This is a genomic window from Rhizobium bangladeshense, assembly GCF_001662075.1.
GTDB classification, from domain to species: Bacteria; Pseudomonadota; Alphaproteobacteria; order Rhizobiales; family Rhizobiaceae; genus Rhizobium; species Rhizobium bangladeshense_B.
Genome location: NZ_LYPL01000010.1, coordinates 132309 through 151904, shown reverse-complemented (window position 1 = coordinate 151904; position 19596 = coordinate 132309). Strand labels below are relative to the sequence as shown.

General features: G+C 62.0%; 19 protein-coding genes. 15 read left to right on the top strand and 4 right to left on the bottom strand.

The features are described from left to right. The first annotated feature begins 6 nt into the window (after positions 1–6). From A7X77_RS20195 to minE, 9 genes are all read left to right on the top strand, one after another. Positions 7–1140: an aminomethyltransferase family protein gene (locus tag A7X77_RS20195; RefSeq protein WP_064684618.1), complete on the top strand. Its 1134-nt coding sequence runs from the start codon at positions 7–9 to the stop codon at positions 1138–1140. An 11-nt stretch (positions 1141–1151) separates the two neighbouring features. Further along, positions 1152–1757: a dimethylamine monooxygenase subunit DmmA family protein gene (locus tag A7X77_RS20190; RefSeq protein WP_064684617.1), complete on the top strand. Its 606-nt coding sequence runs from the start codon at positions 1152–1154 to the stop codon at positions 1755–1757. After that, positions 1754–2719 carry a PDR/VanB family oxidoreductase gene (locus A7X77_RS20185; protein ID WP_064684616.1) on the top strand — a complete coding sequence of 322 codons (966 nt, stop codon included), beginning with the start codon at positions 1754–1756 and terminating at the stop codon, positions 2717–2719. The genes A7X77_RS20190 and A7X77_RS20185 overlap by 4 nt, the downstream gene beginning before the upstream one ends. 24 nt (positions 2720–2743) lie before the next feature. Further along, entirely contained in the window at positions 2744–3784 is a 1041-nt protein-coding gene (locus A7X77_RS20180; RefSeq protein WP_064684615.1) for a heme-dependent oxidative N-demethylase family protein, read from the top strand. A gap of 100 nt (positions 3785–3884) precedes the next feature. After that, positions 3885–5222, top strand: a complete 1338-nt coding sequence (locus tag A7X77_RS20175; RefSeq protein WP_064684614.1) for an NAD(P)-binding domain-containing protein — start codon at positions 3885–3887, stop codon at positions 5220–5222. 128 nt (positions 5223–5350) lie between these two features. Next, positions 5351–5953 (top strand): methyl-accepting chemotaxis protein, encoded by a 603-nt coding sequence (locus A7X77_RS34225; protein ID WP_064684613.1) that lies wholly within the window; start codon positions 5351–5353, stop codon positions 5951–5953. A gap of 212 nt (positions 5954–6165) precedes the next feature. After that, positions 6166–6888, top strand: a complete 723-nt coding sequence (gene minC, locus A7X77_RS20165) for a septum site-determining protein MinC (RefSeq protein WP_064684612.1) — start codon at positions 6166–6168, stop codon at positions 6886–6888. Between the two features lie 31 nt (positions 6889–6919). Next, on the top strand, positions 6920–7735 hold the full coding sequence (gene minD, locus A7X77_RS20160) for a septum site-determining protein MinD (protein ID WP_064684611.1): 816 nt from the start codon (positions 6920–6922) through the stop codon (positions 7733–7735). Next, positions 7732–7992 carry a cell division topological specificity factor MinE gene (gene minE, locus A7X77_RS20155; RefSeq protein WP_011428260.1) on the top strand — a complete coding sequence of 87 codons (261 nt, stop codon included), beginning with the start codon at positions 7732–7734 and terminating at the stop codon, positions 7990–7992. Before minD ends, minE begins: the two co-directional genes overlap by 4 nt. Before the next feature lie 65 nt (positions 7993–8057). Here minE and A7X77_RS20150 read toward each other — a convergent pair whose 3' ends face one another. Further along, positions 8058–10427, bottom strand: coding sequence for a DUF1989 domain-containing protein (locus tag A7X77_RS20150; protein ID WP_064684610.1), 2370 nt, complete (start codon positions 10425–10427; stop codon positions 8058–8060). Between the two features lie 248 nt (positions 10428–10675). On the opposite strand from A7X77_RS20150, the gene A7X77_RS20145 reads away from it, so the two are divergent. Further along, the gene (locus A7X77_RS20145; RefSeq protein ID WP_064684609.1) at positions 10676–12460 is read left to right on the top strand and encodes an amino acid permease; all 1785 of its coding nucleotides are present in this window, start codon (positions 10676–10678) and stop codon (positions 12458–12460) included. A gap of 135 nt (positions 12461–12595) precedes the next feature. Here the strand turns inward: A7X77_RS20145 and A7X77_RS20140 are convergent, their stop codons facing one another. Then, complete coding sequence (locus A7X77_RS20140) at positions 12596–13627, bottom strand: aldo/keto reductase (RefSeq protein ID WP_064684608.1); 1032 nt, start codon at positions 13625–13627, stop codon at positions 12596–12598. 217 nt (positions 13628–13844) lie between these two features. Then, a complete protein-coding gene (locus A7X77_RS20135) occupies positions 13845–15113 on the bottom strand; it encodes a flavin monoamine oxidase family protein (RefSeq protein WP_064684607.1) in 1269 nt (422 codons plus the stop codon). Between the two features lie 115 nt (positions 15114–15228). Between A7X77_RS20135 and A7X77_RS20130 the strand changes: the two genes are divergently transcribed. Next, complete coding sequence (locus A7X77_RS20130; RefSeq protein ID WP_064684606.1) at positions 15229–16209, top strand: 3'-5' exonuclease; 981 nt, start codon at positions 15229–15231, stop codon at positions 16207–16209. Positions 16210–16394: 185 nt separating this feature from the next. Next, entirely contained in the window at positions 16395–16541 is a 147-nt protein-coding gene (locus A7X77_RS20125) for a DUF1127 domain-containing protein (protein WP_010026285.1), read from the top strand. Between the two features lie 131 nt (positions 16542–16672). On the opposite strand, the gene A7X77_RS33140 is transcribed toward A7X77_RS20125, so the two are convergent. Next, positions 16673–17026: a hypothetical protein gene (locus A7X77_RS33140; protein ID WP_156668135.1), complete on the bottom strand. Its 354-nt coding sequence runs from the start codon at positions 17024–17026 to the stop codon at positions 16673–16675. 104 nt (positions 17027–17130) lie between these two features. Between A7X77_RS33140 and kduI the strand changes: the two genes are divergently transcribed. The 3 genes from kduI to A7X77_RS20105 all read left to right on the top strand — a co-directional run bounded on the left by kduI (position 17131) and on the right by A7X77_RS20105 (position 19595). Further along, the gene (gene kduI / locus A7X77_RS20115; RefSeq protein ID WP_064684604.1) at positions 17131–17967 is read left to right on the top strand and encodes a 5-dehydro-4-deoxy-D-glucuronate isomerase; all 837 of its coding nucleotides are present in this window, start codon (positions 17131–17133) and stop codon (positions 17965–17967) included. Next, positions 17964–18728, top strand: coding sequence for a 2-dehydro-3-deoxy-D-gluconate 5-dehydrogenase KduD (kduD, locus tag A7X77_RS20110; protein WP_280950345.1), 765 nt, complete (start codon positions 17964–17966; stop codon positions 18726–18728). Before kduI ends, kduD begins: the two co-directional genes overlap by 4 nt. Positions 18729–18848: 120 nt before the next feature. Then, complete coding sequence (locus A7X77_RS20105) at positions 18849–19595, top strand: FadR/GntR family transcriptional regulator (RefSeq protein ID WP_064684603.1); 747 nt, start codon at positions 18849–18851, stop codon at positions 19593–19595. Position 19596: the final 1 nt, after the last annotated feature.

Below are 19596 nucleotides of genomic sequence, written 5' to 3'. Positions count from 1 at the left end.
ACGGAAATGGCTTTATCATGGCGTTTCTCCGCCTTGGCGGATCGGCATCGCGCTCTGGGATCGAAGCTCGAAGACTGGAGCGGTATGGGAACCGCCTGGACCTACGAGAAGGACATGTCGGAAGAGCATGTCGCGGTCCGCACCAAGGCCGGCATCATGGATGTCTCGGGGCTGAAGAAGGTGCATCTGGTCGGCCCGCACGCCATCGCCGTCCTCGACTACATCACCACCCGCGACCTGACGAAGATCTATCCCGGCCGCTCGGTTTACGCGACCATGCTGAACGACCGCGGCCACTTCACCGACGATTGCATCGTCTATCGCACCGGCCCGAATTCCTGGATGCTGGTGCACGGTTCCGGCTCCGGCCACGAGGAAGTCGTCAAGCAGGCGGCAGGCCGCAATTGCGCGGTGCTCTTCGACGACGACCTGCATGACCTGTCGCTGCAGGGTCCGCTGGCGGTCGACTACCTTGCCAAATATGTGCCCGGCATCCGCGACCTCAAATATTTCCACCACATGCAGACGACGCTGTTCGGCGCGCCCGTGATGATCTCGCGCACCGGCTATACCGGCGAGCGCGGCTACGAGATCTTCGTGCGCGGCCAGGACGCCGTGATGGTCTGGGACAGGATCGTCTGGGAAGGCAAGGAGATGGGCATCATCCCCTGCTGCTTCTCGGTCCTCGACATGCTGCGCGTCGAAAGCTACCTCCTGTTCTACCCCTACGACAATTCACAAATGTATCCCTTCGCCGACCAGCCGCCCGGCGACAGTCTCTGGGAACTCGGCCTCGACTTCACCGTCAGCCCCGGCAAGACGGGCTTCCGCGGCGCCGAGGAACATGCCCGTCTCAAGGGCAAGGAGCGCTTCAAAATCTTCGGCATGCTGATCGATGCCGACGGACCGGCCGACCTCGGCGACGAGGTCTTTGCCGACGGCAAAAAGGTCGGCGTCATCACCTGCCCGAGCTACTCGTCGCTGACGAAGAAATCCATGGCGATCGCCCGCCTCGACGTTGACAAGGCGGTGCACGGGACGAACCTCGAAGTCCGCGGCAAGACCGTCAAGGCAGGCGCCAGCGCTCACACGCTGCCCTTCGACGATCCCGAGAAGAAGAAGAGGACGGCCTTGGGTTAAGGAGCACGCCCATGCTCGTTGCAGGCATCAAGAGCCGACCAGTCTATAAGGGCCTGACCATCGAGCCGCGCGCCCGGCGGCACATTTTCGCACTCGAAGGGGAGGGCGCCAAGGCTCTCCTCGACCAGCGGCCGGCGCTTGACGAAGCGGCCCTTTCGCGCAGCGAGATCCTCTATGTCGCCCGCGGTTCTCAAGGGTCCGGCCTCGATGAGGCTCTGCGAGGGCTCGGCGCCGACATGTTCTTCACCGCCCCGACCATCGCAACCCTGCTCTTCCGATTGAAGGGTTCGCTCGCCACCGCTCATATGGGCACGCGCCTTTATATAGCAGGCACGGAGGGCTTCATCGGCCAGGCGATGCTGGTGGCGCTTGATTGCGGCATGGACCACGCCTCTGTGATTTCCGAGCATCGCGGGTCGCTCGCCCGACGCGTGCAATGCGTCCATTGCAAAGGCATCACCGATGACGTCACTACCAGCCCCTTTGCCTGTAGCCATTGCGGGCTTAAGCTTTTGGTGCGCGATCATTATTCGCGCCGGCTGGCAGCCTTCCAGGGCGTCAATATCGACGCGGAAGAGCCCGGCAGCGCGCCCGATCCGGAGGAGTTGTTCCTTTGAGCGGTGGCACTGAAATTCCCGTCCGCGTCGCGCGGATCACGCCGATTGCCGAGCGCGTCAAGCGCTTTCGCTTCGAGCGCCTCGATGCCAAGCCGATGCCGTATTTCTCCGGTGGTGCGCATATCATCGTCTCGATGAACGATGATGGTCACATGCGCCGTAACGCCTATTCCCTGATGTCGCCGCCGCATGATTGCGCCGCCTACGAGATCAGCGTGCTGCATGTCGAGGATTCCCGCGGTGGCTCGACCTTCATGCATGAGAAGGTGCGGGAAGGCGACGAGCTGAAGGTCAGCTATCCCGTCAACCTCTTCCAGCCGGATTGGCGCGGGCGCAAACATCTTCTGATCGCCGGCGGCATCGGCATCACGCCTTTCATGGCCATGATGGAGCAGTTTTCGCGGGAGGGCGCCAATTTCGAGCTGCATTACGCCATCCGCACGCGCGACCGTGGCGCCTATGCGCGCGAACTCTTGGAACGTTACGGTCCGCATCGGATCAAGATCCATTGCGACGCCGAAGGCGGAGCCATCCCGCTGACGCGTTTGCTCGACAGCCAGCCGCTCGGCACGCATCTTTATGTCTGCGGCCCGTCTGGAATGATCGACGGCGTGCTGAAGGCGGGCATGGATGCCGGTTGGCCGGAACAGAACCTGCATTCGGAACGGTTCCTGTCGTCGCTGCCCGGCAAGCCCTTCACGATCGAACTCATCCGCTCCGGCAAGACCGTGAAGGTCGGCCACCACGAAAGCATGCTGGAGGCGATCGAGGCGGCGGGTGTCGACGCCCCATTCCTCTGTCGCGGCGGCGCCTGCGGTCAATGCGAAACGGCGGTCGCCGTCTGCGAGGGCAAACTGCTGCACAACGACGTTTATCTGACAAGCGAAGAAAAGGCATCCGGCAGCAAGGTGATGATCTGTGTTTCCCGCTTCGAGGGAAATGCCCTGCATCTTGATCTCTGACGGCATCGGAAAAGGAGACCGGACATGGCAATCGCCTTCAAGCAAGAAACATTCCGGGATGATTTCAGCTATCGGAACAGCCCTGGGAATATCCGTCGTTTTCCGTTCCCCTTCGACCGCGACGAATACATATATTCGGTCAACATGGAACCGCATGTGCGCGGCCGGGTGGGAACCGTCTACGAAAACCTGATCGATGTCGACGAGCATTATGTCGCCGAGATGCAGGACCGGGCGCTGGTGCTGAAGGAAGATCCGCTGCGCTATCAGGCCCTGCCACACATGATGAGCGCGCAATGGGATACGCTCGAACTTTTGATGGAAGAGCAGGCGGCGGGTTACCCCGACCATTTCACATTGATCCGTAACGGCGACCAGTGGCGCTGGATCAACCGCCCGCTCGGCATCGACGACAGCTTCACCTTCGGCGATACCTCGACGCTGCCCTATGAGCCCTTCGAATATATCACCCGCCAGGCCCAGGGCGATTTCTGCATCGTCGACCAGCGCGACGGTAATCTGTGGATGGATGCCGGCATGGTGACGACGCAGGCCGACTGGTCGCTCGATTTCGATATCGGCATGAACTTCATGGAATGGCACGGGCCGGTGCCGCTCGCCCATCAGATAGGCGTCTTCGACCGTGCGCTGAAATTCCTCCTGAACCTGCAGCAGGGAAAGCCGACGCGGCGCTTCAACTGGACGATGACGATCAATCCGCGGCTCGATACCAGCCCGGAGAACTATCACAAATGGGGTCCCGACCGCACGACGGTAACATCAGACAATGTCGGCCAGAAAGTGCATCTGCGGGTCGAGCTGCAAAGCCTCTGGCGCCTGCCGCGCTCCAACGCCATCCTCTTCGTCATCCGCTGCTACCTGATGAACATGGAAGAGCTCGTCACCGTGCCGAAATGGGCGCGGCGCTTCCCGCGGGTGCTGAAGACACTGCCGCCGGAACTCATCGACTACAAGGGACTCACCCGTTACCGCGAGACGACGATTGACTGGCTTTCCAAATATGACGACGGGGCTCCGACCAGCCCCGGCATTTATCCGGACTGAAAGAAATCCCGTAACGTTCTGAATTTCTGGATACTTCTTGGATTTCATTTCGAGAAGTTATCCAGGAGATGATGCCATATAATCAAGAGGGGAATGCTTCATGACAAGAGTAGCCGTCATCGGTGCCGGTCCTTCCGGGCTTGCGCAGCTGCGCGCCTTTCAATCGGCTGCCCAGAAGGGCGCCGAAATCCCGGAGATCGTTTGCTTCGAAAAGCAGTCGGACTGGGGCGGTCTCTGGAACTATACCTGGCGCACCGGCCTCGACGAATATGGCGAACCGGTCCATGGCAGCATGTATCGCTATCTCTGGTCGAACGGCCCGAAAGAATGCCTCGAATTCGCTGACTATTCCTTCGAGGAGCATTTCGGCAAGCCGATCGCCTCCTATCCGCCGCGCGCCGTGCTCTGGGACTATATCAAGGGCCGCGTCGAGAAGGCGAATGTCCGCCACTGGGTACGCTTCAGCACGCCGGTGCGCATGGTCCGCTTCGATGAGGCCACGAAGAAATTCACGGTGACGGCGCATAACCGCATCGAAGACCGGATGTATGACGAGGAATTCGATTATGTCGTCGTCGCCACCGGTCACTTCTCGACGCCTAATGTGCCCTATTTCGAGGGCGTGAAAACCTTCAACGGCCGCGTGCTGCATGCCCATGATTTCCGCGATGCGCTCGAGTTCAAGGGCAAGGACATCCTGATCGTCGGCCGCAGCTATTCGGCCGAAGACATCGGCTCGCAATGCTGGAAATATGGCGCCAGATCGGTGACGACGAGCTACCGTTCAAAGCCGATGGGCTTCAAATGGCCGGAAAATTTCGAGGAGCGGCCGCTGCTGACCAGACTCGAAAACCGCACGGCGCATTTCCTCGACGGATCGAGCAAGGCGGTCGACGCTCTGATCCTCTGCACCGGATACCAGCACCATTTCCCCTTCCTGCCCGACGATCTCAGGCTGAAGACCGCAAACCGCCTTTGGGCCGACAGCCTCTACAAGGGCGTGATCTTCGACAGGAACCCGCAGCTCTTCTATATCGGCATGCAGGATCAGTTCTACACCTTCAACATGTTTGACGTGCAGGCCTGGTGGGCGCGCGACGTGATGATGGGTCGCATCAAGCTGCCGCCGGAAGAGGAGCTGAAGGCCAATTTCGACATGTGGCGCGCCCGCGAGGAGACGCTTGAAGATGCCGAGCAGATGATCTGGTACCAAGGCGACTATGTGAAGGAACTGCTTGCCGAAACCGATTATCCCTCCTTCGACATCGAAGGCACCAACAAGACCTTCATAGAGTGGGAACATCACAAGGCGGACAATATTATGGGCTTCCGCGACCACGCCTACCGCTCACTGATGACCGGCAACATGTCGCCGACGCATCACACGCGTTGGGTCGAAGCGCTCGATGATTCGATGGAAGAATATCTGCGCAACTGATGAAGTGGGGCCAAGCGCTGCCAGAATAGGGCCGCTCGCCGCGCTCTCTTCCGGCGCATTGCGAGCGGCGCCCTTGAAACCAGACGCAGTAAATCCATCTGCAACTCTTCTCTTCGGATGTCGCCTACATGGATTTTCAGACAAGCATTCTCGGGCGTATGAATGGCTTTCTCTACCGTTGCCGCGCCGATGAGAATTACACGATGCTGGAGATGACCAACGGCATCGAGCGCATCTTCGGTTATCCCGCCGACGAAATCATCGGCAACCGCACGCGGACCTTCGCCTCGATCATGTACGACGAAGATGTGCCGTTGATGGACGAAATCGTCGGTCAGGCGCTGGAGAAGCACACGGACTGGACGATGGAATACCGCATCCGCCACGCCATGGGCCATCTGATCTGGGTCACCGAGACGGGCGGCGGCATCTGGGACCAGGAGGGCGAGCTTCTCTATCTCGAAGGCAGCATCATCAATATCGAATCACTCTACCAGCGAATCGACGAACAGACCGCCGACATGCGCATCACCGCCTCGAAGACCAACGAGATTCTGCAATCGCTGCGCTATCTGAAGCTGCTCGCCGTCAATGCCGGCATCGAGGCTGCCCGCGCCGGCACGTCAGGATCGGGATTCGCCGTGCTTGCCGCCGAGATGCGCACGCTCGCCAACTCCTCGGAAGAGGCCGCGCGCGCCATTTCCAATGCGCAACGGAAGGCGGAAGGCTGAACGTTTCCCCCCCGCCGACAAAATAATTAGGGCTCAGGTCGAAGGCTGGATTGTTAACCGTCCTACGCCCGCTGATATTCCGACATCTTTTCAAAGAGTTGCCGCAGCTTTGCGATTGAATAACCCTACGTGATCGCGGCTAATATTAAGGGCGCGTTAACTCTTTGTTAACCATAGCAGCGCTAGACATGGTCAACGATTTCTTCACATAGATGACCAAAGTGCTAACAGACGCTCGCTCTATCCGCATCAAGGGCCGCTCTTTCCTGGCGGTCATGCTGTCTCCCGACCTCCCGATCGAGGATTGGTTGGCCAGGCTCGACGATCTGGCCGCGCGATCGGCCGGCTTTTTCCTGGGACGCCCCGTCGTCCTCGACCTGACGGATCTGCAAATCGACAGGCCGCAGCTTAAGGAACTCATTGCTGAACTTGCCAAGCGCAATGTCAGCATCATGGGCATCGAGGGCGCCCGGCCGTCGATTCTGGGCGCGGGCATGCCTCCCGCGCTCAAAGGCGGCCGCTCCGCTTCCGACATCGAGGTTCAGGCAAGTGAGTCCGCCGATCCAGTCGGCAAGCAGGCAACGCCCGAGATTCGCCCGGCGACAACGCAATCGATCGTCATCAGGGAACCGGTGCGCTCGGGGCAGTCGGTGATCTTCCCGGAAGGCGACGTCACCATCGTCGGCTCGGTCGCCTCGGGCGCGGAAGTCATCGCCGGCGGCTCCGTCCATATCTATGGGGCGCTGCGCGGCCGAGCCATGGCGGGATCCATCGGAAACGCATCGGCGCGGATCTTTTGCCGCAAGCTCGAAGCCGAGCTGGTGGCGATCGACGGAATCTACAAAATGGCGGAAGACATGGCCCCCAATCTTCGCGGACAGGCTGTTCAGCTCTGGCTCGAAGAGGACGCGATCATGGCGGAAAAACTGATCTGACCCGGCTGCGGCCACGGCAAAGGAGAGAGAAATGGGGAAAGTGATCGTCGTCACGTCAGGTAAGGGCGGGGTCGGAAAGACGACCTCGACTGCCGCTTTGGGAGCGGCGCTGGCGCAACGCAATGAAAAGGTCGTCGTCGTCGATTTCGACGTCGGCTTGCGCAATCTCGATCTCGTGATGGGCGCAGAGCGGAGGGTCGTCTACGACCTGATCAACGTCATCCAGGGCGACGCGAAGCTCACCCAGGCGCTGATCCGCGACAAGCGGCTGGAGACGCTGTTCCTGCTGCCGGCCTCCCAAACTCGCGACAAGGACAACCTGACGGCCGAGGGCGTCGAGCGCGTCATCAACGACCTGAAGCGCTATTTCGACTGGATCATCTGCGACAGCCCTGCCGGGATCGAGCGCGGCGCGACACTTGCCATGCGCCATGCCGACGTTGCCGTCGTCGTCACCAATCCGGAAGTCTCGTCGGTGCGCGATTCCGACCGCATCATCGGCCTGCTCGATGCCAAGACCGCCAAGGCCGAACGCGGCGAGCGGATGGAAAAGCACCTGCTGCTCACCCGCTACGACGCCAACCGCGCCGAACGCGGCGACATGTTGAAGGTCGACGACGTTCTGGAAATCCTCTCCATCCCGCTCCTCGGCATCGTGCCTGAGAGCATGGATGTGCTGCGCGCCTCCAACATCGGTGCGCCGGTCACGCTGGCGGAAAGCCGCAGCGCGGCTGCGATGGCCTATTTCGATGCCGCTCGCCGGCTCGCCGGCGAAACCTTGCCGATCACCATCCCCGAGGAAAAGCGCAATCTTTTCGGCAAGATCTTTGGACGGAGGGCAGCATGAATATCTTCCGTCTTTTCAACAAGCAGAGAACGGCACCCGCCGCCCGCGAACGCTTGCAGGTGCTCCTTGCACACGAACGCTCATCGGCAGGATCGGACCTTGTTTCGCTGCTGCGCGAGGAAATCCTTGCGGTCATCGCCAAGCATGTCGAGCTCGACCACGACAAGGTGCAGGTGACGATCGACCGCAACGAGTTTGTCTCCACTCTTGAGATCGACGTGGAAATCCCGCTGAACGCGGCCGTGCAGGCAGCTTGAGGGCAAGATTCAGGAGGACGGCGGTCGCGCTGACGATCGGCGTCTCCTGTTCCGCGAAGTAGGCGTTACGAGCGCGGCCGCGTCTTCTGCGGGTCGTAATGCGAAAGCGGCACGATTGTCGCCGGCAGGCGCTTCTGGTGGCCGTCGAGCTTGCCGATTTCGACCTCGGTGCCCGGGCTTGCATGCATGACGTCGATGCGGGCGAGCGCGATCGTCTTGCCGAGAACAGGCGAGCGCGTGGCGCTGGTGACGACGCCGACCTGGGCCCGGCCGATATGGATGCAATCGCCATGGCCGACCGCCTCGTTGGCCTGGATATCGAGGCCGACGAGCAGATGGCGCGGATGCTCCTTGCGCCGGATCAGCGCGTCGCGGCCGATAAAATCATCCTGCTTGGATTTCAGCGGCACGGTGAAGCCGATACCGGCCTCGAACGGATCCGTCTGGTCGGTGAATTCGTGGTGGGCGAAAATCAGGCCCGCCTCGATGCGGACCATGTCGAGCGCTTCCAGCCCCATCGGCTTCAGCCCGTGCGGTTGGCCTGCCTGCCAGACGGCGTCGAACACCGTCAGCGCATCCTTCGGATGACAGAAGATCTCGTAGCCGAGCTCGCCGGTATAGCCCGTGCGCGAGATGACGACCGGGGCGCCCTCGAATCCGCCGATGCGGCCGACGCTGAAGCGGAACCATTCGAGCTCGCCGATCGCGGGCTGGCGCGGCGCCGTCCAGATGATCTCCTTCAGGATATCGCGGCTCCTGGGGCCTTGGAGGGCGATATTGTGCAACTGATCGGTCGATGAGCGGACCCAGGCCTTGAAGCCTCTCTTCTCGGCCTGCTGGCGCAGCCATATGCCGCTGAAATCATCGCCGCCGATCCAGCGGAAATTCTTGTCGCCGAGCCGGAAGAGCGTGCCATCGTCGATCATGCCGCCATTTTCGTAGCACATCGCGGAATAAACGACCTGGCCGGTCGAGAGTTTTCGTACGTCGCGCGTCAGGCAGTATTGCAGCAGTTCCTCGGCGTCCGGGCCTGTCACCTCGAATTTTCGCAGGGGCGAGAGGTCGATGACGGCGGCGCGCTCGCGGCACGCCCAGTATTCCTCAACCGGGCCTTCGGACGAGAAGCGGTTCGGCAGCCAGTAGCCGCGATATTCGGCGTAATCCCGCGTCAAGGCGGAAAAACGGGGATGGAAGGCTGTTTCGCGCGTCAGTTCTGCGTCGGCGTCTGGGGTCATGCGATAGGCTACCGCTCGTGAGAATTTCTCTTTTCCGGAAAAGGTGCGGACGTGGATATCCGTCGGATCCCAGCCGTTCGCCGCATCGATATCGTCAGGGCAGGACGATGAGACGCAGACGAGATCGGTCAGCGCGCGCATCAGCACGTAATCGCCGGGGCGCGACCAGGGTTCGTCGAGATAGAGCTGGTTGTTGTGGTCGATATTGGTGTTGTAGAAATAGTTCAGCGCTTCCCAGCCTTTGCGGCCGGCAATGCCGTAAGGCGCCAGCGCCGCGTTGAAATTGTCCGTGCAGTTGACGTGGCCGGGATAACCCATGTCGTCGTAATAGCGCGAATTGCAGGCGGTCGCGAAAGCGTCGTGGCGGCCGACCGTATCCTGGACGATCTCGACCAGCGGCTCGAAGTCGCGGTCGAAGGCCTTGGATGGCAGGCCGGGCGTAGGATAGCTGCGGCCGAGCAGCGTGCGGGTGACGGTCGAATCGAGCGCGAGATCGAGGCCCTTGTCGACCTTGCGAGCGGCAAAGGCCTGGAAATCGGTGCACTGGCGCCCATAGACGTCAATGATCTGGATGAATTCGCCGGCGCGCACGAAATAGGCGGCGGCACTCGCCGCCCGGATGCGGATATCCTCGATCGGATCGGCTGCCGGCTCCGGCAGGGCCGATGTGTAATCGCGGATCAAGAGGCTTCGCTTGATCCGGATCTCGATCGGCGTCGCCGTGTCCTGCGCCTCCGGCGACATGGCGCCGGCGGGTGCCGCAACGATCAGCAGGCCCTTCATGGCAATCGTGAACTCCGCCCGGCTGCCCGGCGTCGATCCTGCCCCGAAGATGCGGAGCGCTCCGGCCGCTGCCAGATCGGCACCGCGCCGCTGAAGTGCCGCGCGCGTGCGGGCAGCGCTCTCATCCTCTGCCTGAAGAATGGTCTTCAAACCCTCGGCGGAATTGCTGAATGCGGTTCCAAGGCCGGCTGCCTGGAAGCGACCTTTTTCGTCAAGGAAGGAGAGCTCGCAAATCTGCCCGCCTTCGCTGTCGATGACGCTCACGCGGTCACCCGCCTCGACGCGCACGATGACCGATCCCCCACCCTTCGCCCGGTAACGTTCAGTGCCCTCCGGTAGAGTTGGAATCCCGGGATAATGGACGAGGCTTGGAACGACCGTTCGCGGGCCCGGCATAACAGGATGAAGATCTCGCATTCTGCCCTCTTGGGGGATCGGCATGCTCTCCGGCATGCACCCATACAGGTTACAAAATGCCTGTGGAAAGTAAAGGGATATTGACTAAAAAGAAAATATCTTCACTATGTATCAAGAGTTCAGACTCGGAGAATCCGTCGGGAGCGCGGATCGCCAAAATCATCCGAGCGGCTTGAGACTGTCAGGGAGACACGTTCAGGGAGACGTACAGAGATACGTCCGGAACAATCGAATGGGGAATTTCGCCGATGACAGATATTGTGGAGGCCGGAATTGCATCCGGCACCGAAGGTAAGCTTATACGCGCACTCGACTGGAAGGGCGCATTCTGGGTGGCCGCGGGCGTGCCGCCGCTCGTTCTCTTCTCCATTGGCGGCATCGCAGGCACGACGGGCAAGCTCGCCTTCGTCGTTTGGATCATCTCGATGGTGATGGGTTTCCTGCAGTCCTTCACCTACGCCGAGATCGCCGGCATGTTCGGCAATAAATCCGGCGGGGCCTCCGTCTACGGCGCCACCGCCTGGCTGCGCTATTCGAAGTTCATCGCGCCGCTGTCGGTCTGGTGCAACTGGTTTGCCTGGTCGCCCGTGCTGTCGCTCGGTTGTGCCATCGCCGCCGGTTATATTCTCAATGCATTCTTCCCGATTCCGGCGGCGGATTCGCAGATCGTCCTCGACTGGATCGCAGCACATGCGGCTTCCGTTACGGCCGACAGCCCCCGCGTCGCCGAATATATCGCAGCCCATGCCGGCACGACGCCGGATGACGCCGTCAAGGCGCTGCTCGGCGCCGATGGTGTGGCCGCTCTGACGCCGGCGATCCGCACCTGGTCGCTCGCAAGCTTCAGCATTCCCTACCTCGCCACCGCCAACATCAACGCCACCTTTTTCATCGGCGGCATCCTGATGCTGATCATCTTTGCGATCCAGCATCGCGGCATCTCGGAAACGGCAAGCGTGCAGAAATGGCTGGCGATCATCGTGCTGGTCCCGCTGCTGATCATCGGCCTCTATCCGATCATCAGCGGCCAGATCGTTTCCGCGAACGTCACCGGCCTCGTGCCGCCAACGGCGGCCTATGCCGCCAGCGACGGCACCTGGAGCAATGGCGGCTGGACGCTGTTTCTCGGCGGCCTTTATATCGCCGCTTGGTCGACCTACGGCTTCGAGACGGCCGTCTGCTACACCCGTGAACTGAAGAACCCGAAGACCGACACCTTCAAGGCAATCTTCTATTCCGGCCTTGCCTGCTGCCTGTTCTTCTTCCTGGTGCCCTTCGCGTTCCAGGGCGTTCTCGGCCATGCCGGCATGCTGGCCCCCGGCATCGTCGACGGCACGGGCGTCGCCGAAGCGCTTGGCGGCCTGATCGGCGCCGGCCGGGTGATCACCCAGTTGCTCGTCGTCTTGATGATCCTGGCGCTCTTCCTCGCCATCATGACGGCGATGGCCGGTTCGTCGCGAACGCTCTACCAGGGTTCGAAGGACGGCTGGCTGCCGAAATATCTCGACCACGCCAACGAGCACGGCGCCCCGACACGGGCGATGTGGACCGATTTCGCCTTCAATCTCTTCCTTCTGGCGATCGCTTCCGACGTCGGCGGTTACTTCTTCGTGCTCGCCGTCTCGAATGTGGGCTACATCATCTTCAACTTCCTGAACCTCAATTCCGGCTGGATCCACCGGATGGATTCCGGCCATATCGAACGCCCCTGGAAGGCACCGAGCTGGCTGATCGGCCTCAACACCGTGCTCGCCTTCGTCAACGCGCTCTTCCTCGGCGCCGGCGCCAAGGTCTGGGGTTACTCCAACGCACTCTGGGTTGGCTTCATCTTCGCAGCTCTGATCCTGCCGGTTTTCGCCTATCGCCACTATGTTCGCGACGGCGGCAAGTTCCCGGCCGGCGCGATGGAGGATCTCGGCCTCATCGGCCAGGATCTCGGGGTCAGAAAAGCCGGCATGCTGCCCTATCTCGCACTCGCAGGGGGCCTCGCGATCGTCCTGATCGCAAACTGGTTCTTCCAGCTCCCGGCCTGAATAGCCTCCCAAGGCCGAAGAGTCGCCATGGAAACATGGCGGCTTTTTGCATTGATGTGGCCCTGACATCGGCGAATGATCCGTCCGCTTCGGCAGGAAGCGGACGGTGTCGTTGCAAAAACTAGGCCGAAAGGTTCAGCGGCCGCCTTCGATCTTGCGAAAGCGCTGATTGATGCCGCCCTTGCCGTAGGGATAATCCTGAGGCTGGGGAGCGCTCACCTCGTTGAGCCTGGCCATCTCTTCCTTGGAAAGCTCAAGCTTCATCGCGCCGAGATTGTCGGCGAGCTGCTCGGGCGTGCGGGCGCCGAGAATGACCGAGGTGACGGCCGGCTGGGCCGCCGTCCAGGCGAGCGCCACCTGCGCCATGCTGACGCCGCGCGCCCGGGCGATCTCCTCCACAGCGCCGATGATCGCCCAGGTGCGTTCCTGGGCATTGCGCGGCGCATAGGATTCGCTGCCGCGATTGGGGTTCTCGCCGAGGCGGGTGGAGCCGGTCGGCATCTCGTCGCGCTTGTACTTGCCGGTCAGCCAGCCGCCGCCGAGCGGCGACCAGGGTAAGAGGCCCATGCCGGCGTCCTGGCAGGCCGCGACGATTTCGAGCTCGATGTCGCGCGCGAGCAGGCTGTATTGCGGCTGCAGCGTCACCGGACGCGTATAACCGCGCGCCTTGGCAATCTCCGACGCCTTGGCGATGTGCCAGCCGACATAGTTGGAGAAGCCGTAATAGCCGATCTTGCCGGATGAAACCGCATCGTCGAGGAAACGAAGCGTCTCTTCGATCGGCGTCAGCGCGTCCCAGGCATGCATCTGGTAGAGGTCGATCTGTTCGAGACCGAGGCGGCGCAGCGAATCGTCGAGCGCCTGGCCTAGATGCCGGCGCGACAGGCCGATATCATTGGGTCCGTTGCCCATCGGAAACCGGCCCTTGGTGGCGACGATCGCCTGGCGGGCCTCGGTCGGGCGCGCCTTCAGCCAGCGGCCGATGATCTCTTCCGACTTGCCGGCGCTGTAGACATCGGCGGTATCGATGAAATTGCCGCCCCAGGCGAAATAATCGTCGAGCAGCTTATGCGAGGCCGTCTCGTCGGCCTCCGCGCCGAAGGTCATGGTGCCCAGGCAATAGGCGGTGACGACGGCCCCGCTGGGACCGAGCTTGCGATAATCCATTTATTCCTCCTCATGCGGATGCCCGCAGCCGACGCGCAAAATCGCCGGGGTAGAAGCCGGGGCTTCCGCAATCTAATGACAATATCGAGCTTGAGGCGGCCTCTGCCGCCGGATGACGTATGGCGCCCTGGGCTCATCCAGCGCAGGGGCGAGGGCAGCATAACCAATCCTGCCCGTGCCACAAGTGGGAAAACATATTCCCGCGGGTGGGCGACAGTTACGGATTTTTCGATAACGAGCCGGCGATCTGATCGGCTGCGGCGACGCCGGTCTCGTAGGCCCCGTGCGCCGTCGAATAACGCGAATGCGAGCAGGCTTCTCCGGCAAAGAAAATCCGCCCATCATGTGGCGCGGCGAGCACGCCGCGCAGATCGGAGGCGCCGGGCTGGGCATAGGAATAGGAGCCGCCGATATAGGGTTCCGCGGCCCAGGCCGAGATCGCCGCCAGCGACAATTCCCGGCGGATATCCGCGCCGAATTCCGCCGACAGTTCATCGGCGGCAAAGGAGAAGGCAGCCTGTCTGCCCTCCCGTTCCAGATCATGGGCGAGATCGCCGGCAAAATAGGCTTCGACGGCGGCAGCCCCCAACGGCCTGAGCTGATAGGTGCCGGTGGCGCCGCGGCTGATGGAACCGAGCATATGCGTATCGGCCGGCAGCGCCTGCGGATGCGCGAGACCGAGGAAGAGTTTGTCGGCAAGTCCGAGCGGCAAACGAGCGGCGGCCTCGGTTTTGTCAGGCAAGGGCGGATCGAAGGCGATCTTTTCAGCGGCAAGCATATTCGTCGAAACGGTTACGAGCACGGCGCGGGCGCTCAGCACGCCTTGGCTCGTCTCGATGCCGATCCGGCCGGCATGGCGATGCTCGATACGCCTGACCTCGACGCCGAGCCTTGCCGGAACCGGCCTGCCATAGAGCGAGATCAAGGTTCCATAGCCCTGACGCACCCGCCAGTCGGGGCCAGGGCCTGGGTCATATCTGTTATAGTCGACGACCGAAGACCGTTCCAGTTCGGCGCCGGTGATGTAGGTGCCGATTGCCCGGATCTGGCCGTTCCAGGCATTGCAGGGTTCAAGCATCGCGGCCAGATCGGTATCATCGCCTTCATGGCTGTCGAGGCGCTCGAAATAGCCGCCGATCGCCTCCTGCGCAGCATGGATGTCGGCGCCATCCCGCTGAAGCCGCCGCCCGCCGTTCCAGGGCGCCGGCGTGCGGTCGACCGTCAGTCCCACCTCCTCGGCAATCGCCGTCCAGGCATTGGTCCGCGCCCCGTGAAGCCAGCCGCAGCCGAGATCGAGCGCCATGTCGGATGCTCCCGCCAGTCCGACCGTCCAGGCCCGGCCGCCAAGACGATCACCGGCTTCTAGCAGAAGGATCGAAAGGTCCGGACGGATTACCTGCAGGCGGCGGGCAGCAGCAATGCCGGCAGCACCGGCGCCGATGATGACGATATCCTCGTCGGCCCCCTTGCCGCTGTCACCAGACATGTCTTCTCCTTTGGCTGCGCATGCCCAGCTAAACTTCGATGTCCACAAAAGGCAAGGGCTGGGGATAGCGCCTCGCGCGGTGGATTAAACCGCATTTGCGTGACATACAGGTCCGATGAGCGTGCAGATAGATTCGCAACTCGACATGTTTGCCAAGGCATCGCCGGCGGCCGCCAAGGCGCGCGCTCCATCGCGCCGCCCGCCGTTGGAGCCGGCCGGCCGGTCCGATGAAGACATGGCGCGCACGCTCGAGGAGAGCGGCAACTATCGCATCCTGAGGAAATTGACCGCCCGACCGATTGCCTCGGTCAGGCGGCCGCAATTTTCGCGGCTCGGCGTCGTTCTCGACACGGAGACGACGGGCCTCAACCATCGCAGCGACGAGATCATCGAAATCGGCGCCGTCGCCTTTACCTTCGCCGACGACGGCACGGTCGGCGATATCGTCGGCATCTATGGCGGCCTGCAGCAGCCGTCGCGGCCGATCCCGCCCGAAGTCACCCGGCTGACGGGGATCACCGATACGATGGTCGAAGGACAGGTGATCGACATCAGATCGCTCAGCGATCTGATCGAACCTGCCGATCTGATCATCGCCCACAATGCCGGTTTCGACCGGCCGTTCTGCGAGGCCTTCTCGCCGCTCTTCACCGGCAAGGCCTGGGCATGTTCGGTGTCGGAAATCGACTGGAGCGCGCGCGGCTTCGAAGGCACCAAGCTCGGTTATCTCGTCGGCCAGGCCGGTTATTTTCATGAGGGCCATCGCGCGGTGGACGACTGCCACGCGCTTCTGGAAATCCTCGACCGGCAGCAAGGTGAAGGTGAAAGCCCCTTTGCCGAGCTCTACCGGGCAAGCCAGCGCTCGCGCATCCGCATCTTCGCCGAACACAGCCCGTTCGAAATGAAGGACCATCTGAAGGCGAGGGGCTATCGCTGGTCTGACGGAAGCGACGGCCGCCTGAAGTCCTGGTGGATCGAAGTCGGCGAAGACGACCTCGGTGACGAACTCTCCTATCTGCGCTCAGAAATCTACCGATGGAGAGAGGCGGATCCACCGACCGTGCGGCTGACGGCCTTCGATCGTTTCAAACTCTGACCGCGAAGCGGTTGGGATCCTGAACAACCCCCTCCTGAACACGACCCATGCAAAGGCCGCATAGGTGCAGTGATGCATTGGCGCTGCAACAATCGCGGTTCTCATATTATATACGGCTCATCGAAGCAAACGAAGCGCCAAGGACTGGCAGCTAGGCTTCGAAAGCCCACGGAAAGGGGATCATCATGAACGTCGCACGCTCTTTCAACAATTGGCGCAAGTACCGTCAGACGGTCGCTGAACTGGGCCGTATGACTACGCGCGAACTGGACGACCTCGGCATCGGCCGCGGCGAAATCCGCAACATCGCCCGTGCAGCCATCGGCCGCTAACGGCCTCACAGACGACCACCTTCGAGCCTTGCCCAGCGCCTGCTTCTCCCGAGCGGGCGCTTTGCTTGTGCAGTGCCTGCCAGCCATGAGCATTTCGCATAATGCATGGCTGCATTGCAAAGAAATGCTTATCAACTGGGCATAAAATAAGTATGATTATTTCTATCGAAGCGATGCATCTCCTCCCGCATCCCTTCGATATGCAGGCGCCCATCCTCCTCCCAGGGTCGCTTGCGGGAACGGCAGCACTCCTCCTCCCAGCTGTCGTTCGGTTCTTTTCGAAAAGCCTGCCGCACCTCCTCCCGCGGCAGGCTTTTTCGTTTTGGCCACCGGACCGCGCCGAAAGCGGCCGCTTGCAATGGGAATTCCTCTTCAATCGCAGGCAAATTCTCCTGTCCGTTCTCAACTCTGCTTGAATGCTCTTGCCGCCTCGCTCTCATCGGCCACTCGCGGACAAAGCTGTTGACACCGAACTTGTCGTACAACTATGTAACCAGACGGATACCACCGCAGCGGAGAACCTCTGATATGACCAGCTTTCCGCAATAGCGGTACCGCCTGACGACAATGAAGCTGAAGGAAAATTGACATGCAGATCGACGTGAGGCACGCCTCCCACCCCGAGGCCGTGCGCAGTTACGACACCGAAACGCTGCGGCGTCACTTTCTGGTGGAAACCCTCTTCGAAGGCGGCGAGATCCGGCTGACCTATTCCCATTACGACCGCATGGTCATCGGCGGCGCCACTCCGCTCGGCACCGGGCTGACGCTTACGGCGCCGACAGCGATCGGACAGGAAACCTTCCTCGCCGAGCGTGAACTCGGTGCGCTGAACATTGGCGGCGCCGGCCGCATCATCGTCGACGGCACCAGCTACGAACTTGCCAAATATGATTGCCTCTATGCCGGCAAGGGCGCCAAGGACGTCAGGTTCGAAAGCGTCGATGCCGCCAATCCGGCCAAGTTTTATCTGGTCTCGACGCCTGCGCATCAAACGCACCCCACCGTGCTGCTCACCCGCGAAAAGGCCCGCCACCTGACGCCGGGCGAAGCCGCGACGGCCAACAAGCGGTCGATCTACCAGTTCATCCATCCCGACGTCTGCCAGTCCTGCCAGCTCACCCTGGGCTTCACCATGATCGAGCCGGGCAGCGTCTGGAACACCATGCCGGCCCATACGCATGACCGGCGCATGGAAGCCTATCTCTATTTCGATCTCGAAGCCGAGCAGCGCGTCTTCCACTTCATGGGCGAGCCGCAGCAGACCCGGCATATGCTCGTCGCCAACGAACAGGCAGTCATCTCGCCGCCCTGGTCGATCCATTCGGGCGCCGGCACCAAGAACTACAGCTTCATCTGGGCGATGGCCGGCGACAATAAGAGCTTCACCGACATGGATCATATCGCCATTGCGGATCTGAGGTGAGCACCGTGGCGAACCCTTTCGACCTTTCCGGAAAAACCGCCGTCGTCACCGGCGCCAATACCGGCATCGGCCAGGCCATCGCGGCCGCGCTGGCCGCGGCTGGCGCCTCGATCGTCGCCGTCGGGCGCTCCTCGATGGACGAAACCGAAGCATTGGTGAAGGAAGCGGGCAGCCGCTTCCATGTCATCAAGGCCGATCTCGGCACCATCGAACCGGTCAAGGCGATCGTCGCCGAGGCCATCCAGACCTTCGGCGGCCTCGACATCCTCGTCAACAATGCCGGCATCATCCGCCGCGCCGATGCGCTCGACTTCACCGAGGAAGACTGGGACGCGGTGATCGACGTCAACCTGAAGACGGCCTTCTTCCTGTCGCAGGCGGCCGGCCGCCACATGGTCGACAAGGGCAGGGGCAAGATCATCAACATCGCCTCGCTGCTGTCCTTCCAGGGTGGCATCCGCATCCCCTCCTATACCGCCTCGAAAAGCGGGCTTGCCGGCCTGACCAAGCTGCTTGCCTGCGAATGGGCCAGCAAGGGCGTCAACGTCAACGCCATCGCGCCGGGTTACTTCGTCACCAACAACACGACGGCGCTGCGCGAGGATCCGGATCGCAATGCCGCCATTCTGGCCCGCATTCCGGCCGGGCGCTGGGGGAAGCCTGATGAACTCGGCGGTGCGGCCGTCTTCCTGGCATCGTCGGCATCCGACTATGTGCATGGCACGGTACTGCCGGTTGACGGGGGCTGGCTGGCGCGGTGATCCGGCCTGCCGCTCCCGAGTTTCACAGCCGCCAAGCCGTTTTTGCCTTTCCGGCCGGCATGGGTTAGCAAAGACATAGCGGCCGGCGCCGGCGCCTCGACAGGCAGGATTTCGATCGGGATGACGGACAAGGACAACGCGCACTTCACGACCACTCGCCAGCCGCCGAACCTGCGCAGCGGCCTTGCCGATACGCTGATGGCGCAGATCGAATCCGGCGACCTGAAACCCGGCCAGCGCCTGCCGACCGAACAGGCGATCATGGCGGCGACCGGCGTCAGCCGGACGATCGTGCGCGAGGCGCTCGCCACGCTACGCGCCAAGGGCTTGATCACCACGCATCAGGGCCTCGGCGCTTTCGTGTCAAACGATCCCAACCCGCGATCCTTCTCGATCATCCCCAACGACCTGCAGTCGATCGACGAGGTGCTGCGGGTGCTGGAGCTGCGCATCGGGGTCGAATATGAAGCCGCCGGACTTGCCGCGCTGCGGCGCACGCCGGAAGACATCGACCGTATGCAGGATCGTCTAGACGCCCTCGACAAAGCACTGGAAAAGGGCGGATACGGCGCACAGGAAGATTACGCCTTCCACCGGTCGATCCTGGTCGCGACGCAAAATTCCTATTACAGCCGCCTCTTCGACACGTTCGGCGATATTATGGTGCCGCGCCAATGGGCGCGCCTCGACAAGATGACGGCTTTCGAGCGCAAGCGCCATGCCGCCCGCATGCGCAGGGAACACCACGCCATCTTCGCGGCGATCCGCGACGGCAACGAAGCGGCCGCGCGCCGCGCGATCCGCAGCCACCTGTCGAAGAGCGCCGCGCGCTTCGAAGAGCTGCGCGACGCGACCAACCTTTGCTGAA

Bases quoted from the DNA above. Each gene is read 5' to 3' on its own strand.
- A7X77_RS20125 (WP_010026285.1), top strand. From the start codon at position 16,395: ATGAACGTCGCACGCTCTTTCAACAATTGGCGCAAGTACCGTCAGACG.
- A7X77_RS34225 (WP_064684613.1), top strand. From the start codon at position 5,351: ATGGATTTTCAGACAAGCATTCTCGGGCGTATGAATGGCTTTCTCTAC.
- A7X77_RS20145 (WP_064684609.1), top strand. From the start codon at position 10,676: ATGACAGATATTGTGGAGGCCGGAATTGCATCCGGCACCGAAGGTAAG.
- A7X77_RS20150 (WP_064684610.1), bottom strand. From the start codon at position 10,427: ATGCGAGATCTTCATCCTGTTATGCCGGGCCCGCGAACGGTCGTTCCA.
- minC (WP_064684612.1), top strand. From the start codon at position 6,166: ATGACCAAAGTGCTAACAGACGCTCGCTCTATCCGCATCAAGGGCCGC.
- A7X77_RS20175 (WP_064684614.1), top strand. From the start codon at position 3,885: ATGACAAGAGTAGCCGTCATCGGTGCCGGTCCTTCCGGGCTTGCGCAG.
- A7X77_RS20190 (WP_064684617.1), top strand. From the start codon at position 1,152: ATGCTCGTTGCAGGCATCAAGAGCCGACCAGTCTATAAGGGCCTGACC.
- A7X77_RS20140 (WP_064684608.1), bottom strand. From the start codon at position 13,627: ATGGATTATCGCAAGCTCGGTCCCAGCGGGGCCGTCGTCACCGCCTAT.
- A7X77_RS20105 (WP_064684603.1), top strand. From the start codon at position 18,849: ATGACGGACAAGGACAACGCGCACTTCACGACCACTCGCCAGCCGCCG.
- A7X77_RS20135 (WP_064684607.1), bottom strand. From the start codon at position 15,113: ATGTCTGGTGACAGCGGCAAGGGGGCCGACGAGGATATCGTCATCATC.
- minE (WP_011428260.1), top strand. From the start codon at position 7,732: ATGAATATCTTCCGTCTTTTCAACAAGCAGAGAACGGCACCCGCCGCC.
- A7X77_RS20130 (WP_064684606.1), top strand. From the start codon at position 15,229: ATGAGCGTGCAGATAGATTCGCAACTCGACATGTTTGCCAAGGCATCG.
- A7X77_RS20195 (WP_064684618.1), top strand. From the start codon at position 7: ATGGCTTTATCATGGCGTTTCTCCGCCTTGGCGGATCGGCATCGCGCT.
- A7X77_RS20180 (WP_064684615.1), top strand. From the start codon at position 2,744: ATGGCAATCGCCTTCAAGCAAGAAACATTCCGGGATGATTTCAGCTAT.
- minD (WP_064684611.1), top strand. From the start codon at position 6,920: ATGGGGAAAGTGATCGTCGTCACGTCAGGTAAGGGCGGGGTCGGAAAG.
- kduI (WP_064684604.1), top strand. From the start codon at position 17,131: ATGCAGATCGACGTGAGGCACGCCTCCCACCCCGAGGCCGTGCGCAGT.